This is a genomic window from Micromonospora sp. NPDC049204 (assembly GCF_040647935.1).
Taxonomy (GTDB): domain Bacteria; phylum Actinomycetota; class Actinomycetes; order Mycobacteriales; family Micromonosporaceae; genus Micromonospora.
This window is the reverse complement of sequence record NZ_JBEZDC010000010.1, coordinates 140858-157034: the sequence shown is the minus strand read 5'-3', so window position 1 is coordinate 157034 and position 16177 is coordinate 140858. Positions and strand designations below refer to the sequence as shown.

Here is a 16177-nt window from a genome sequence, read left to right as displayed (position 1 = left end):
CGCGCGGTCAGTGCTCGCGGTAGGTGGCCAGGTCGAAGTCGGCGTACACGCCGTCGCCGCCGAGATCCTGTACCCACAGGCCGACGAACGCCCCGGTGAAGCCCCACGCGGCCGGCTCGCCGTCGATGATCAGTGCGGCGTGCTCGTCGGACAGGATCGTCGCGTCCAGGTCGACCGGGAGCCGCCGCCAGCCGGCGCCGAGGTCGTACTCGAAGCCCACCACCGGCCCGTCGAACACCGCCCGCAGACCGACCCGGGTGACCCCGCTGGCGTCGACGGTCAGCTCGGGGTACGGGGTGCGTCGCCCGTTGTCGGAGCTGAGCAGCTCCAGCACCGTCCGCCCGTCGTCGGCCCGGGTCAGGTAGAGGTGGTGCCAGTTCAGCGTGTTGTAGTAGGCGGTGATGCCGGCGAGCTGACGGTGGTCGACCGGGTCGAACTCCACCACCGTCTCCAGGGAGCAGTGCGTCGCCTCGACGCGTCGCGCGACCAGGCTGGGGGCCTGTCGACCGACCGGTGACTGCCCGCCGTGCACGCGCAGGTGCGACGGGCGCGACCGTAGGTCGATCCAGTCGTCGGTGGCCGGCCGGCGCAGCGTCGACCAGCACAAACCCAGCTCGGAGGCGTCGAAGTGGTCGGTGTCGGGTTCCGCGGGCCACGGGTGCGCGGGCAGGTCCGGCGCGACGACCTCGTCCGCGGGCACCCCGCCGGGGATCCGGGGCCAGCCATCCGCCGGCCACTCGACCCGCTGGATCGCGGTCTCCCGGCCCAGCACGCAACTGCCCAGCGGTGAGTAGGGGCGACCCACCAGGTGGGCCAGATACCACTCGCCGCCCTGGGTGCGCACCAGACTGCCGTGACCGGCCTTCTGCAACCGCAGGTCGGGCCGGCCCACCGAGCTGAGCAGCGGGCCGTCCGGGTCCACCTCGTACGGCCCGAACAACTCCCGGGATCGCGCCACGGTGACCTGGTGCTCCCAGCTGGTGCCGCCCTCGGCGGTGATCAGCCAGTACCAACCGTCGTGGCGGTAGAGGTGCGGGCCCTCGGTGACCCCGACCGGGGTGCCGGTGAACAGGATGCGGGGTCGGCCGACCAGGCGGCGCGCGGCCCGGTCGTACTGCTGGATCTCGATGCCGCCGAAGCGGTCCCGGCCGGGTCGCCAGTCCGCGCTCATGCTCAGCAGCCAGGTGGTGCCGTCGTCGTCGTGGAACAGGGCGGCGTCGAAACCTCGCCCGTGCAGCTTCACCGGATCCGACCAGGGGCCGGCGATGTCCTCGGCGGTGACCAGGAAGTTCTGTGGGTCCCAGTAGCCGCTGGCGAAGCTGGCCACGTCGCTGTAGACGAGGTGGAACTGACCGTCGTGGTACGTCAGGTCGGGCGCCCACACGCCGTTGGAGTCACCGCAGCCGCGCAGGTCGAGCAGGCGGCGGTCGGTGATGATCCCACCCAGCGTGCGCCAGTTCACGAGATCACGCGAATGGTGCACACGCACGCCCGGATACCACTCGAAGGTCGAGGTGGCCAGGTAGTAGTCATCGTCGACGCGAAGGATCGACGGGTCCGGATGGAATCCGGCGAGGACAGGGTTGCGGATCGACCGGGCAGCGGTCACCACGTTAGCGATGTCGGTCGACACGAGGGCTCCTCTGGACGACTGTCTGGAACTTCCGGAAACTTGCGGTCCCGGATCACTGGAAGTCCTGCCTACGCTAGCCGGTCTTTTCGCAATAGGACAGAGGTCTTGACCGTTGCGGCCACAGCTCGTAGCGTGCCGGCCATCGACCGGTAATACCGGCGAAGCAATGAAAGTTCCGGAGATCCATAAGTCCCACCCCGCCGGCTCGGCCGGCGTCCGAGCACCCTGTGAGTCCCCGAAGGGATGGATCATGACTACGCACCTCTCCCGCCGAACGCTGCTCGGCCTCGCCGGTGCCGGCGCCGGCGCCTACCTGGTGAGCGCCTGTAGCGGTGACGACAAGTCCAGCGACCCGAACGCGCCGCAGACCATCAACTGGTGGCACATCCAGAACACCGACCCGTTGCTGCCCGTCTGGGCGGCGATCGCGAACGAGTACAAGACGGCACACACCAACGTCACCTTCGACATCCAGCCCCTGGAGAACGAGGCGTTCAAGGCCAAGCTCACCACCGTCACCCAGGCCGGCGACCCGCCGGACCTCTTCCAGTCCTGGGGCGGCGGCGTGCTCAAGCAGCAGGTCGACGCGGGGCTGGTCAAGGACCTCACCGACGACGTGAAGCCGTGGATCGGCGGGTTGCTGCCCGCCGCCATGGAGCCGTACACGATCGACGGCAAGATCTACGGCGTTCCGTTCGACATCGGCATGGTCGGTTTCTGGTACAACAAGGACCTCTTCACCCGCGCCGGAATCACCGCCGCCCCCACCACCTGGACGGGTGTGCTCGACGCGGTCCGCAAGCTCAAGGCCGCGGGCATCACCCCGATCGCCCTGGCGGGCAAGGACAAGTGGCCGGCCCACTTCTACTGGTCCTACCTCGCGATGCGAATCGGCGGCAAGGACGCGCTGCAGAAGGCCGTCACGGACAAGAACTTCGACAGTCCCGACCTCGTCGCCGCCGGCGACCGGCTCAAGGAACTCGTCGACCTGCAGCCGTTCCAGAAGGGGTTCCTCGGCGCCTCGTACAGCTCACCCGACGGGCAGGCCGCCACCATGGGCAACGGTGGCGCCGCCATGGAGCTCATGGGGCAGTGGGCGCCGGCGACGCAGGCGACGAGTTCCACCAGCAAGAAGGGCATCGGCGACAAGCTCGGCTTCTTCCCGTTCCCCGCCGTCGACGGCGGAAAGGGCGCAGCCACCGAGGTGTTCGGCGGCGGCAACGGCTTCGCCGTCGGCAAGAACGCGCCCGGGGCCACCGTCGACTTCCTGAAGTTCCTGCTCAGCGCCGACAACCAGCGCACGGCCACGAAGACCGGCGCGGTGCTACCGACCGTGAAGGAAGCCGCGTCGGCCATCACCGACCCCAACGCCAAGACCGTCGCGGACACTCTCGCCAGCTACACCGGCTTCCAGCTCTACCTCGACCAGGCGTACGCGCCGGCGCTCGGTTCGCAGATCAACGACAGCGTGGCCGAGCTCATCGCCGGCAACAAGTCGCCCGCGCAGGTCGTCAAGGACATCACGCAGGTGGCGAAGACCGTCTGACCGTGCTCTCCCACCCATCCGTAGCCGGCCGCAAAACCCCAGTGGAGTAGGCATGACCACGCCATCGACCGTGTCGGACACCAGGCGCGGCGACACGGCGACGGACCCGCCGGCACCGGGGCCGGGCACCGCGCGTCAGCGCGGCCGCCAGCCCCGGCCGGGCCGCGGCGGCGTCCTCGCCATCTTCCTCACACCAGCCCTGGTGCTGTTCCTGCTGCTGGTCATCGCCCCGATCCTGGTGGCCGGCTACGGCAGCCTCTACAAGTGGAACGGCTTCGGGCTGCCGGAGAACTTCATCGGGCTGGACAACTACACACGCGCCTTCCAGGACCCGACCTTCCGGGGCGACCTGTGGCGCGGGTTCGTGCTGGTGCTGCTGTCGCTGGCCGTTCAACTGCCCGCCGCGCTGGCCCTGGCCATGTTGCTCAACCAGCCCCTGCGGGGCCGCGCCGTCTACCGGCTGATCTTCTTCGCCCCGTACGTGCTGTCCGAGGTCACCACGGCCGTCCTGTTCACCCTGGTGTTCTCACCCAACCGGGGCCTGGGCGAGGCGCTCTCCGGGTGGCTGAGCGCCGATGCCGGCGCCGTCTTCGCCGACCCGGACACCGTGCTGTTCGCCGTCTTCCTGGTGGTGTCCTGGAAGTACTTCGGCCTCTACATGATGCTGTTCCTGGCGGCCCGACAGGGCATCCCCAAGGAGCTCTCGGAGGCCGCGGTCACCGACGGCGCCACCGCCTGGCAGGCGTTCCGACACGTCACCCTGCCCCTGCTCGGCCCGACGATCCGGATCAGCGTGTTCCTGTCCGTCATCGGCACCATCCAACTGTTCGACATGGTCTGGGTGCTCACCGGCGGTGGCCCGATCCACTCCTCGGAGACCATGGCCGTGACGATGTACGAGTACGGTTTCCGCCGCTTCGAAGTCGGCTACGCCAGCGCGATCAGCATCATCATGTTCCTGCTGAGCCTCGTCTTCGCCCTGTTCTACCAGCGAATGGTCCTGCGTCGGGACACCGCGGGCGCGATCACCAACCAGGGAGGCCAGCGATGACCGCCAGGATCAGTCGCGCCCAGCGGACCCGCAGCCTCGTGCTGCACCTGATCTGCGTGGCCGTCGGCGCGCTGATCGTCGTACCGGTCTGGTTCGGGGTGCTCGGCGGCTTCAAGGACAACGGTCAACTGTCCACCAACCCGCTGGGCTGGCCCGACCCCTGGGTGGGCAACTACGTCGACATCCTCGCCAACGGGTTGTTCTGGCGACAGCTCGGCAACAGTGTGCTGATCGCCGTCAGCAGCACCGTCATCGTCGTCGGCGCGGCGGCGATGGCCGCGTTCGTCTTCGCGCGCTACGCGTTCCGGGGCCGCGAGTTCCTGGTGACCCTCTTCGCGATCGGCCTGATGTTCCCGTTCGCGGTGGCCATCCTGCCGCTGTTCATCCTGCTGCGCGGCATGGGCCTGCTGGACAACCCGCTCGGCGTCATCCTGCCCCAGGCCGCCTTCGGGCTGCCGATCACCATCATCATCCTGCGCCAGTTCTTCCGCACCATCCCGGCCGAGGTGGAGGAGGCAGCTGTCCTGGACGGGTGCAGTTCCTTCGGGTTCTTCTGGCGGGTCCTGCTGCCGATGGCCCGTCCCGCCCTGGCCACCGTCTCGGTGCTGGCGATCGTGACCAGCTGGAACAACTTCATGTTGCCGCTCGTCGTCTTCAGCGACCAGAGCTGGTGGACGCTCCCCGTCGGGGTCCAGGCCTTCCAGGGCCAGTACGCCGACGACACCGCACGGGTGCTCGCGTACGTCGTGCTGTCCATGATCCCGGCCCTGGGCTTCTACGCCGTGGCCGAACGGCAGCTCATCGGGGGCCTGACCGGCAGCGTCAAGGGGTGACACCGCAGCACCGCGAGCAGACCTGAAGCCTCTCGGCAGACGAAGGAGCGACCGTGGGCGCGGAGAACGGCCGAAACGTCACCATCGCGATGATCGCGCGGTTGGCCGGTGTCTCGGTGCCCACGGTCTCCCGGGTCATCAACGGGCGATCCGATGTCGCCCCGGACACCCGGGAACGCGTCGAGGCGTTGCTCAACCGGCACGGGTACCGTCGCCGGTCGCCGGCCCGGCGCACCGACGCCGCCCTCATCGACCTGGTCTTCAACGACCTGGACAGCCCGTGGGCCGTGGAGATCATTCGTGGGGTGGAGGACGTCGGCCAGAGCAGCGGCGTCGGCACCGTCGTGTCGGCCATCCACTGGCGCATCTCCTCGGCCAAGCAGTGGCTCGACAACATGCGTACGCGCTCCACCGAGGGCATCATCTTCGTGACCTCGATGGTGAACCCACCGTTGCAGGCCGAGCTGCGCCGCCTGCACCTGCCGGTGGTCATCATCGACCCGGCCGGTGTCGACCCGCAGGAGTCGCCCACCATCGGCGCCACCAACTGGGCCGGCAGCCTGAGCGCCAACCAGTACCTGATCAGCCTCGGCCACCGCCGCATCGGCTTCATCGCCGGCCCACCGCACCTGATGTGCAGCCGGGCCCGGATGGACGGCTACCGGGCCGCGCTCGGCGCCGCCGACATCCCCGTCGACGACGCCCTCATCCGCCCCGGCAACTTCTACCACGAGGGCGGGTTCAGCGCCGGCACCCAGTTGTTGGCCCTGCCCGACCCGCCCACCGCGATCTTCGCCTCCAGTGACCAGATGGCGCTCGGCGTCTACGAGGCGGTGCGCAAACGCGGGTTGCGGGTGCCCGACGACGTGAGCGTGGTGGGCTTCGACGACCTGCCCGAGGTCCGGTGGTGTTCCCCGCCGCTGACCACGGTGCGCCAACCGCTGGCCGAGATGGGCATGCTGGCCGCACGGACCGTGCTGCGCCTCGCCGCCGGTGAGAGGACCGAGAGCCCTCGGGTCGAGCTGGCCACCGAGCTCGTCGTCCGCGACAGTGCCGCACCACCCCGGTGACGTCAGCGCCCGGCGTCCGGCCCGTGATCAGGCCTCGCGGAGGGCGTCGTCGACGCGGTCCCGGGGGCATGATTACCGGATGCGTGCTGACTCACTCCGTCGCAGCCCGGAGACGGGGTGAACAGTGGATCTCGGCCCTGATTCGCGCGACGTCCAGGTGCTCGGTGTCGGCATCGACAGGTACGAGGGTGGGAGCGACTGGAGTCTGGTCGGGCCGGTCGACGACGCCATCCGGTTCGCACGCCGGTTCGTCGCCTGGGGGGTGCCGCCGGAGCAGGTGACCCTGCTGTTGGCCCCCGAACCCGATCCGAGCGCCGTCCCGCCGGGAGTCGTCGTGCGAGCCGCCGATCGCGCGACCGTACGGGACGTGCTGCTCCGGGAGTTGCCGACCCGCCCCCAGTCCACCCTCTACGTGGTGTGGGGAGGCCACGGCTACGTCGACACCGGCCGGCACCGGCGGCTCTACTACGCCGACGCCACCGCCACGGACGCCGGCTCACTCGACCTGGATTCCATGCTCGCCACGTTCGCCTCGGACCTCGTGCGGTCGTTCGACCGGCAGTTGTGGATCGTCGACGCGTGCCAGTCGCACGACCGCCCGCACGCGCTGCGCACACCCGGCAACGAGACCTTTCCCGCCGGCGAACCCGCCGCCGGTCGGACACAGGACGTGCTGTTCGCCGCCGGTGTCGGACAGGCCGCCGCCAACCTGCGGGCACGACGTACCGGGCTGTTCAGTCGGGAGGTGCTGCGGCTGCTGGAATCCGACGACCCGGACCTGCTCGGCAACCCGGCTCGGCTGGTGGCCGCACTCCGGGACCGGTTCGCCGAGCTGCGGGCGACCGGGCTCACCGGGCAGACCCCCACGTACCTCTGGTACCGCAACGCGCTCGGCGACGAGGGCCTCGTGCTCGGTCGACCTCCGGCGGGGCAGCCGGCGCCGCCGACCTCGGCGTCCCCGCCGCCGTCCCTGCTCGGTCCCCTCGTGGACGCGCTGCTGGCGATGCCGGAGTTCCTGCGGCCCAACGAACGGGAGGAGATCCTGTCCCTTCTTCGGGGTCAGGTGTATGCCGCGATCCGACGCAGCAGCGCGGCCCGGGCGGACACCATCAGCATCGTCCGGACCTGTCTGCGGTATTCGGGCGCCCTGGCGGAACTCGTGGAGGCGGTCCGTTTCTTCGCCAGCGACGACGTCGCGATGGCTCAGGTCGAGGAGAGCGCCGCTCGGCTGGCCCCGTACGCCTGACCCGAGCCGCGGGCGGTCCACGTCGGACCGTCACGTCACCGCGGTGCGGGTTACGGTGGGCGTAGCTCGATGTGACGCTTTCGTTGCGCTCCAGACATAAGCGATGATGGAGCCATTGCGAGCCATCGTCGGAAGGGTTGTCGTACATGGAGGAAGGCCTCACCGGTATCGAGTCGGAATTGCTCGATTTGTCAACGGTGGACATTGCTACTCTACGATCCGTTGACCGCCCCGGCCTGACCGCGGCCATCGCGCGGGTGCGAGAGAGAGTTGCCGACTCGGGGGGCAGCATCAGCGGCTACAACGGCTCCTTCCCGAGTCGGATACGGTCTGCCGGGCCGGATTCGGAGGGAGATGTCGTCTGATCCCGTGACGTTGGGGCCGACGTACCTCGATCCCGAGCATTTCCAGGCCCTTGCCTCCGGTGCAGGTGACGGACAGACCATCGCGGCGCTCTGGCGGTCCGAGCGGAGCTGGCGGCTGATCGTGCTGCGGGCGCTCCTGGACGGCTGCGCCACTCGGCCCGACGCGGCCGGTCCGCTCGCGCCGGTCGCGGACGCCTGGCAGCTCCTCGCCCAGGCGCACGGTGCTGATCCGGCCGCCACCGAGGACGTCCTCGCCCAACCACAGGTCGGCATCTGGGCCGCCCACACCCTGCGTCGGCTGCACGACGATCCCGATCCCACCGTGCCGTTGTGGCTGGACGTCGGATACCTGCACGCCCTGGCGGCGGCGAGCGCCGTGCGGGCGGGTCTCTCCTTCGACGTCGACATTCCCGTGCGTGACGGCGCGGCAGTGCTTCCCACGGTGGGTGCCGCCTCGATCCCACCGACCGTGCCGGTCGTCCGGGTGCGGGCCCGCGCCGGGCAGGTCGACCTGGTGAGCACCGCCCGGACCGTGCGATGCGGTGCCGCCGACGACCCCAACTGGCACCCACCGATCATCGTCGCGGTCGACTCGGACGGCGTCGAGCTCCGGGTGGAACTGCACGACCGTGACGTGTACCGCGACCTGCGGGGCCCCTCGCCGCCCCAACCGCTGTCGGCGTCCGACGTCGTCCGTTGGCGCGCGCTTCTCGCGCAGGCCTGGGGGCTGCTGGTCAGTCAGCAGCGCGGAGGGGCGCAGGCGATCGCCGGGATCCTGCGCAGCGTGGCGCCCCTGCCGCCGCGGGCCCGGTTCCGTCAACTGTCCGCATCCGGTGCCGAGGCCTTCGGGGGTGTGCTGCTCTCCGAGCCGGACGACGCCGCACAACTGGCCGTCACCCTGGTGCACGAGTCGCAGCACCACAAGCTCGGTGCGCTGTCCCACCTGCTCACCCTCGTCGAGGGCGGCGGCGACGTCCGCTACTACGCCCCCTGGCGGGACGACCCCAGGCCACTCGCCGGCATCCTCCAGGGCGCGTACGCCTTCGTCGGCATCACCCGGTTCTGGCGAACCTACCGACACGACGCACCGCTCGACGAACGGGCCGCCGCGGACTTCGAGTTCGCCCTGTGGCGACGGCAGACCCTCGACGTCCTGCGGATGATGGCGGCGTCCGGCCGGTTGACCGGGCACGGCCAGCGGTTCGTCGACACCCTGCACACCGAGCTGAAGGCGTACCAGGAGGACCCGGTCCCCGCCGTCGCGCTCGACGCGGCAGGTGTCGTCGCCGTCGATCATCGCGCGATGTGGCGGGGCCACAACATGAGCATCCAACCCGCCGACCGGGACGCGCTGGCGGCAGCCTGGGAGCGCCGTGATCCGACGGCGGAGACGGGCTTCGGTCGCACGGTGCTGGCGGCGCCACCGGAGGGCCTGCTCGACGCCCGGGCCGTGCTCCGCAGGTACCTGCTTGTCGACCCGGCCGCATTCGGTCGGCTGTGCGCCGCACCGGACGAGGTGGGGGCCACGGTGGCCGGCGCCACCGAGGCCGATCTCGCCCTGGTGGCCGGTGACCTGCCTCGGGCGCGGGCCGCCTACCTCGACGAACTGCACGAGGACGCCGCCAGCGTGCACGGCTGGGTGGGCCTCGGCCTCACCCACCTCGACCGTCCCGCCGACCCGGTGCCGCGAGCACTGCTGGGTTACCCGGAGCTCGTCCTCGCCGTCGTCGACGGGCTGCGCTCGCGCGGCGACACCACGGTCGGTCCGGACCCGATCGAGCTGGCCACCTGGGTCGGCCGTCTGATCCCCGACCGGGACCTCGACACGGTCGACCCGGCGGGTTGGCTGGCCGCCTGATCCCGCCGGGTCGACCCCGTCGTCAGAGAGGCAGCGGGTCGATGTCGCAGTTGGCGCGGACGCCGGCACCGATCGCCGCGACCGCCGGGTGCTGCGCGCCGAGGGTCAGCCGCAGTTGCTCGAGACCCTTGTCGAACATCATGCTCGCCTCGGCCTCACGACCAAGGTCGCGCAGGTCCATGGCGAGGTTGAGCGCACAGACGAGCGTGGTGGGGTGGCTGTTGCCGAACACCTGCCGACACAGCGCGAGCGTTTCCAGGTCGAGAGCGTGGGCTTCGGCGTACTCGCCGAGCTCGTAGTGGTCGCTCGCGAGGTTGACCCGGGCGGTGAGCACCAGCGCGTGCGACTCGCCGAGCCGGCTGGTCAGGTGGTGCAGGGCGGTCTGGTTGAGATCCCGGGCCTGGGCGCACTCGCCCAGCAGCCGGAGGGTCACCGCCAGGTCCACCTGAGCCCCCGCGGTGTGCGGGTGGCTGTCGCCGTACAGCCGGCGTAGCCCCTCCACCGCGATCTCCGCCGACTCCCGGGCTGCCCGCAGGTCACCGTTCAGCCGCTGGTCGATGGCGAACGTCAGCGTGGCGAGCACCGTGTCCGGATGGTTGTCGCCGTAGCGGGACCGGAAGCGGGCCAACACGTAGCCCGAGAGGTCCAGGGCGTCGTTGTGGCGGCCGGCCTTGCGCCGGAACGTCGCCAGCGCGCGGCTCCCGCGCAGGATCGACGGGTGATCGTCGTACTTCAGCATCCGTCGGGCCGTCGCCACGACGGTCTCCTGATCGGCGTGCGCCGCCACGTAGTCGCCGAGCTCCCGGCGGTCGAGGTTGATGCCGCCGAAGGTGCTGAGAGTGTCGGGGTGGTCGGTGCCGTAGATCTGCACCAGGCGCTGGTAGGTCTGTTCGTCGAGCTGGAGGGCTCGACCGAAGAGGCCGGACAGTCGCATGCTCACCGCGAGGTTGTGCGCGGCGCGCAACGTGAACGGCTCGTCCTCGCCGAAGTTCCGCTTGGCCTGCTCGTAGACCGTGAGCGACAGTTGCAGCGCGCCGGCGAAGTCACCGGCGACGCGGTGGTCGGCGGCCACGGCGCCGATGGCGTCCAGGGTCTCCTCCCGGTCGTCGCCGATGGTCTGCCGGTAGAGCTTCAGTGTCCGGGCGTTCAGCGGGGCCGCCGCGGCGTAGTCACCGACGACGAAGTGCATGAAGCCGAGCCAGCTCGCCGCCCGGAGGCTGTCCGGGTCGGCGCCGTCCGAGCTGCTGTCGGTCCAGGCCGCCCACGCGCGTTGGGAGAGGCCCCGGGCCGCCAGGTGGTCACCCCATCGCCACAGGTACTTCGCCTCGTTCAACACCATGTCCCGGACGAGGTCGTTCGAGCACCGCTCAGCCTGCGAGGCGAGGATGTGCGGATACAGGTCCGCGTACCGCTGCCAGTGGTCGCTGTTGTCGGGCTGGTCGGGGTCGTTGCCGGCGAGCAGCAGGTGGGCGCCGTGCTGCATCTCCTCCTGTTCCTCCCGGTCCATCTGGTTGATCAGCACACGTTGCACGAGTCGGTGCATCTGGAACGAGTTCGTCCGGTGATCGATCCGGGCGAGCGACAGCCGCCCGATCATGCGGATCGCCTGGTTGAGGTGGATCGGGTTGCGGACGAGAGGATCCAGTTCGGGGTGGATGCGCAGCGCACGTGGCTTGGACAGGAGCACCTTGCCGATCGGCTCGGGCGCGAAGAACGCGCACACCTGGAGTAGCCGCAGGGCCGCCGGATCCCGCTCCCGCAACCAGTTGAGCGACACGTTCCACGCCGCGGCGACGAGCTCGGGATAATCCTGCCGCGCCGTCGTCTCGTCGTCGAACAGCGGACGACTGGCGTCGAGAAGGTCGAGGTACTCGTCGGTCGGCATCTTCGTCTCAGCGCGCCAGGCCGCCGCCTGCTCGATGGCCAACGGGAGGTCGCCCAGCGCCGTGGCGAGCCGGTCGGCGTCGGTGACGGCCAGGTCCGGGTCTCGACGACGGAGCAGGTCGATGCTCTCCTGGCGTTCGAAGATGTCGACCGGGAGGCTGTTGGCGATCCGCCGCCACGCACTGATGCGAGAGGTGACCACGATGCTGCCCGGGCCGCCCTTCGGGAAGAACCGCTCGACGCTCTCCGGATCCTCGGCGTTGTCGAAGATCAAGAGCCAGTTCGAGTACGGGCGACCCACGCGCAACGCCTCCAGCACCGCCGGTACGGCCGTGTTGGCCGTCGCGGGCACGGGCAGGTTCAGGCGCGTCGCCAACTCCACAAGCGCGGACTGGATCTGCGCGGGGCGCTCGGCCGGGATCCACCAGATCAGGTCGAAGTCCTGTTGATGCAGGTAGACGTACTCGATGACGAGCTGCGACTTGCCGACGCCGCCGGCGCCGTGCACCGCCTCGGGTAGCACGGCCGTCGTGCCGGCGCGCAGGCGTTGGTGCAGCCGGTCGAGGAGGTCGCGTCGACCGGTGAAGTTCGTGTTCCGCAAGGGCAGGTTGCCGACGAGCGCCGATTGCTGACCGTCGAGCCGCTGCATGGGCGGCAGATCACGGGACGACGACGGCAGGCCCGATTCGATGCCCGTCTCGGTGTCCAGGATGGTGTGTGGCGCAGTGCCGATCGAGGCGGCCGAGTCCGGCGATTTCACTCTGTCAGACATTCCGGACTCCATGGTCCTGTGGGCGGTAACGGAAGATGGCTCCAGTACTCGACGTACCTGCCGTGGAATGGGTGAGCCGAGCGCCTGGCCCAGCCGCGCGGCCGCGACGAGGTTCGGCCCGCCCAGTGAGAGGTGAACAGCCAACTCGACCCGCAGATAGGGCTCCGCGGCCGGGGTGACGCGCTCGTACGAGGTGTGGCGCGGATCCTTGATGCGAAGGGTCAGGTTGCGCACCGCCGCGACGTCGTGCGCCAGTTCGTACTCCACGACGTGCTGAACCTCGACGGTGCGGTCGCGGTACCCGAGCGTGAGGAGCCGCTCGCGTACGCCGTGCGCGAACTCGTACCTGATGCGGGTGTCGTTCGCCGGCGCGGCCCGGTGCAGGACGGGTCGGACCAGGTCGCTCGTCAGCACCTCGGTCAGCTGCGCCGGCCCCGACCGCACCATCGTCTTCAGCAGGGCGCGGATCACCCGGGCGTTGAGCGGCGCGGCCGCCAGTCGGGTCGCGAGGATGAACGACGCCGGCGACACGGTGGCCCGGAAGCGGGCGACGAGGTCGTGTGCGGTGAGCGCACGGCTCACCCGGCGGGGGATCTCGCCATCGGGCGGCAGGAGCAGCGCGGGCAGCCGGACGTCCCCGGTGGGCGTCTCGGAGAGCAGCCCGCTCCACCGTCGCAACCAGTCGGCCCCTCGTTCGATGACCGGAACCGCTGTCAGCCGGGCGTCGTCCTGCTCGTCGGTGGGGCGAAGGTCCAGACCGCTCACCCGCCACGACCACCGGTGCGTCGCCGAATCCGACTCGGTCGGGCTCCAGGCCACCTCGGTCGTCTCCATCCGTCGCTCGCGCCACCGCTGTTGGGGCAACAGGTTGACCACGGCGATCGTCATGCTGGCGGCCCAGGAGACGAGGACGGGTTGGACGAGGCCGCCTCGCCAGGCGTCGGATCCGCCGTGGGTCAACAGGAGAACGACGCGCTGCCCGGTCGGGTCGACGAGTGCCGAGGGGGCGACGGGGCCGCTGTCGGCGCTGTCGGTCACCACGAGTGCGCCATCGTTGACGGCCAGCCGCCAGACCTCGACCGAGCTGAAGCCCGGCTGGGCGCGCAGTTGCGCGACGAAGGCGGAGATCTCCTCGGTCCAGAACTCCATCACCGCGTCGTCGTCGACGACCACGACAACATCCCGGGGGTGGTGTCCCGGATCGAGCCTCGTCCCGTTGGTAGGGCCGCTCGCGACGTCGACGGCTGACGGCATCATTCGGCTCACCACGGCCCGGTCGTCGATGCCGGCGGCGGCACCGGGCGGTGACGGTCGTGGGCGCCCGTGCCTGACCGTTGTGTGCGCCGACTGGCGGCACTCCCTGTGCTCCGCTGGCCGTTGCCGCTCATGCCAGGACCTTTCGCCTGTCGCCGTCGGCGGAGTCCGCCCCTCCGGGCTGCCGATCCGGATCGTCGAACAACATCACAAAGCCATGCCCGATGTGCTTGTCGAGCCCCTCCGGGTCTTCGCTCCACGCCAACTGTCGCAGGTGCGCGACGCGGTTCGGAAGGGCTGTGACGTCGGTGTCCGACGCCCGACCGTCGACCATCGACGCAACAGTCTGGCATAGATCCTTTTTGGACGGTGGGTCTCGGTGCCACACGATCGCCGGCACACCGGAGCGCAGCCCGACGAGCAACTGCCGCTCGCCGATGCTGTCGGCGGTCGGGGTCTCGCTGAGCACCAGCACGGCGACCGCGCTCTCGCGTTTGAGGATCGCTTCGAGCTGGACGTCGGCGTGGTGCCGCGCGGCGCAGTGGATCAGCTTGCGCTCGCCGGGGTGGTCGCTGACGAGTCGCCAGCGGCTGCGCCAGAGCCGGTGCCAGTGGCTGGCCCGGTTGCGCTCCAGGCTCCTGATCACCAGGGGGTATTCCGTGGTCAGGGGGCTTGGCAGCGCGGACTGGAGCTCCTTGCGCCAGGTGTCGACCGGCTCGTTGATCAGCTGCCAGGGCAGCACGAACTCGATGGTCACCGCGCCGGCCCGCGCCGCCCAACGGCGTTCGGCCTCGTTGACGACCCGGTCGACGGCCGCCTCGAGTTCCTCGTACGCGACGTGCCGATCCTCGCCGCGGATCGGCTGCCACTCCGGAGACGCCCACTGGTACCAGTGGGACATGATGTACGTGTCGTCGTCGCCGCCGTACTTCTCGAACTGGATCACCAGGTAGGCGCTGCGGGCGGGTGCCGCTGCGGTCGGCTGAGCGGCGTCGAGCTGATCCGCGACGCCCCAGTGCGTGGCCAGCTGTTTGCGCAGCTGGCGCAGCCGGGGCAGCGACGCCTGTGCCACGGCCGGCGCCAGCCGGTCGAGCAGCACGAGCCAGGACGGCACCTCGCCATGCGCGTTCGCCGACGTGAGGTGGGCGAACAGCTCCCACGCGGTCTCGCACCGGGGTGGGGCGGGGGTCGCGCGAATCTCGGCGACGAACTGTCGAAGGTCGGGGGTCGCGTCGAGCGTGGACAGCTCCCCGCGCAACCAGGCGACGTCGTAGTCGGAGAGCAACTCGTACGCCTGCCAGTCGTCGGCCAGGCGCAGCAACGCGACTGTCTGTTTGCTCTCCGGCTCGAGCAGCTCGAGGCATTCGGCGAGGCAGCGCAGCCCGCCCGGTCGGTCCACGCAGGCCGTCACCAGCGCGATGAGCTGGAGTCGGAGTACGCCCACCTCGCGGTAGTCCAGCGCGCCGCCCAGCGCGTGCCGCAACTCCTGCAACAGCAACTGTCGACTGCTCGGGTCCTGCACGACCGACGACGCTTCCAGCACGGTCGTGATCTGTCCGACGAGTCGGCGGCGTTCCTCCGCTACGGGCGGCGAATGAAGCCGCGGGGCCTCACGCACGAGCCTCGGGTGGTCGCTCGTCGCCGGATCGGCGGCGATTCGGTGCGGCGGGCGTCATCAGGTCGGCTCCGAGCCGAACGGGTTGAGCGTCGTCAGTGCCTGCACCACGTCGTCCGCCTCTCCGGTTACCTCGGCGCGCCGACGTTCAGTGCCGTCGTCGAAGATCGCGACCACCCGGAGCTGCTGCCCGCCGCGCCGACGCAACAGCGTCTGCAACGCGTACCAGCCGGCGGACGAGCTGATCCCCACGGCGATCTGGAGCAGGGCGTCGGTCAGCACACCCCGGGACGAGACGAACTCGCACTCCGTGAGGGGGTGCCAGGTGCCTGCTGTCAGCCGTGCGGCGAGTAGTTCCTCGATCAGCTCGGGGACGGAGTCGTCGTAGACCGGAACGCCGCCGTCGTCGGCGATCGGCAGGAAGGTCACGTCGGCGTCTGGCCGTGGGCCGGGCTCCCGGTGGCGGTCCGTGGCGACAATCGAGACCTTTGGTGACATGCGCTTTATGGTATTGGTGGTGGCGGCGGCCATGGCGTCGCGGAAGTGTCGCCAACTTGACAATTCGCAATGTGCTCGTACTGGACGTGCGGATCGTGGGGCTCGCCACATCCGCCTGTGTCTATGAGCTTTCCACACGTGGAGCGCCGCTGCCGCTCTGGTCCGCGCGGGCGTGCCACCGGGAACATGGCTCCGCGCCGAGGGTCACCAGCTTCCACTTGGTGGGGGAGGGTGCCACAATGATGGCGGCGCTCAAGCGGTCACCGCTGGGCCCGGGGGAGGGCCTTCCGCAGAAAGCGGACGGTGGGCACGAACCCGGAGGCCGTTCATGCACCCAGACGCTAACGCCATCTCCAGCCTGGTCGATCTGCTCGGCGGCGCGCTGCAATTGGTCGCCGCGGTCGTTACCCTCCTGGCCGCCGTCGGCGTCCGCGGGCGTCGTTCAGGGCGCGGCGGTCGGGGCGAAGACGACGCCTGACGCCCCCGCAGACCGTCGAACCGACAGCGCCACACGGGCCGCGCGGCCCGGCTCGGGAACGTCCCCGAGCCGGG

At 70.1% G+C, this 16177-nt stretch carries 11 protein-coding genes; 7 read left to right on the top strand and 4 right to left on the bottom strand.

The window, feature by feature from the left end:
- Window positions 1-7: 7 nt before the first annotated feature.
- Window positions 8-1633 carry a glycoside hydrolase family 43 protein gene (locus tag AB0A90_RS20485; protein WP_357250050.1) on the bottom strand — a complete coding sequence of 542 codons (1626 nt, stop codon included), beginning with the start codon at window positions 1631-1633 and terminating at the stop codon, window positions 8-10.
- A 250-nt stretch (window positions 1634-1883) separates the two neighbouring features.
- Between AB0A90_RS20485 and AB0A90_RS20480 the strand changes: the two genes are divergently transcribed.
- From AB0A90_RS20480 to AB0A90_RS20455, 6 genes are all read left to right on the top strand, one after another.
- Window positions 1884-3179, top strand: a complete 1296-nt coding sequence (locus AB0A90_RS20480) for an extracellular solute-binding protein (RefSeq protein WP_357250047.1) — start codon at window positions 1884-1886, stop codon at window positions 3177-3179.
- 52 nt (window positions 3180-3231) lie between these two features.
- Window positions 3232-4230, top strand: a complete 999-nt coding sequence (locus AB0A90_RS20475) for a sugar ABC transporter permease (protein WP_357250044.1) — start codon at window positions 3232-3234, stop codon at window positions 4228-4230.
- Window positions 4227-5063, top strand: coding sequence for a carbohydrate ABC transporter permease (locus tag AB0A90_RS20470; protein ID WP_357250041.1), 837 nt, complete (start codon window positions 4227-4229; stop codon window positions 5061-5063). Before AB0A90_RS20475 ends, AB0A90_RS20470 begins: the two co-directional genes overlap by 4 nt.
- A 53-nt stretch (window positions 5064-5116) precedes the next feature.
- Window positions 5117-6133: a LacI family DNA-binding transcriptional regulator gene (locus tag AB0A90_RS20465; RefSeq protein ID WP_357250038.1), complete on the top strand. Its 1017-nt coding sequence runs from the start codon at window positions 5117-5119 to the stop codon at window positions 6131-6133.
- A 124-nt stretch (window positions 6134-6257) separates the two neighbouring features.
- Window positions 6258-7379 carry a hypothetical protein gene (locus tag AB0A90_RS20460; protein WP_357250035.1) on the top strand — a complete coding sequence of 374 codons (1122 nt, stop codon included), beginning with the start codon at window positions 6258-6260 and terminating at the stop codon, window positions 7377-7379.
- Between the two features lie 354 nt (window positions 7380-7733).
- Complete coding sequence (locus AB0A90_RS20455) at window positions 7734-9602, top strand: HEXXH motif domain-containing protein (protein ID WP_357250033.1); 1869 nt, start codon at window positions 7734-7736, stop codon at window positions 9600-9602.
- 22 nt (window positions 9603-9624) lie between these two features.
- Here AB0A90_RS20455 and fxsT read toward each other — a convergent pair whose 3' ends face one another.
- From fxsT to AB0A90_RS20440, 3 genes are all read right to left on the bottom strand, one after another.
- Window positions 9625-13431 carry an FxSxx-COOH system tetratricopeptide repeat protein gene (gene fxsT / locus AB0A90_RS20450; protein ID WP_357250031.1) on the bottom strand — a complete coding sequence of 1269 codons (3807 nt, stop codon included), beginning with the start codon at window positions 13429-13431 and terminating at the stop codon, window positions 9625-9627.
- 211 nt (window positions 13432-13642) lie between these two features.
- Window positions 13643-15130, bottom strand: a complete 1488-nt coding sequence (locus tag AB0A90_RS20445) for a hypothetical protein (protein WP_357250028.1) — start codon at window positions 15128-15130, stop codon at window positions 13643-13645.
- 57 nt (window positions 15131-15187) lie between these two features.
- A complete protein-coding gene (locus tag AB0A90_RS20440; RefSeq protein WP_357250025.1) occupies window positions 15188-15625 on the bottom strand; it encodes a hypothetical protein in 438 nt (145 codons plus the stop codon).
- Window positions 15626-15953: 328 nt separating this feature from the next.
- Between AB0A90_RS20440 and AB0A90_RS20435 the strand changes: the two genes are divergently transcribed.
- Window positions 15954-16103, top strand: coding sequence for a hypothetical protein (locus tag AB0A90_RS20435; protein ID WP_357250022.1), 150 nt, complete (start codon window positions 15954-15956; stop codon window positions 16101-16103).
- Window positions 16104-16177 lie beyond the last annotated feature (74 nt).

What these genes read in the sequence shown, in the direction of transcription:
- AB0A90_RS20480 (WP_357250047.1), top strand. Translation starts at nt 1,884, where the DNA reads ATGACTACGCACCTCTCCCGCCGAACGCTGCTCGGCCTCGCCGGTGCC.
- AB0A90_RS20475 (WP_357250044.1), top strand. Translation starts at nt 3,232, where the DNA reads ATGACCACGCCATCGACCGTGTCGGACACCAGGCGCGGCGACACGGCG.
- AB0A90_RS20470 (WP_357250041.1), top strand. Translation starts at nt 4,227, where the DNA reads ATGACCGCCAGGATCAGTCGCGCCCAGCGGACCCGCAGCCTCGTGCTG.
- AB0A90_RS20455 (WP_357250033.1), top strand. Translation starts at nt 7,734, where the DNA reads ATGTCGTCTGATCCCGTGACGTTGGGGCCGACGTACCTCGATCCCGAG.
- AB0A90_RS20440 (WP_357250025.1), bottom strand. Translation starts at nt 15,625, where the DNA reads ATGTCACCAAAGGTCTCGATTGTCGCCACGGACCGCCACCGGGAGCCC.
- AB0A90_RS20435 (WP_357250022.1), top strand. Translation starts at nt 15,954, where the DNA reads ATGCACCCAGACGCTAACGCCATCTCCAGCCTGGTCGATCTGCTCGGC.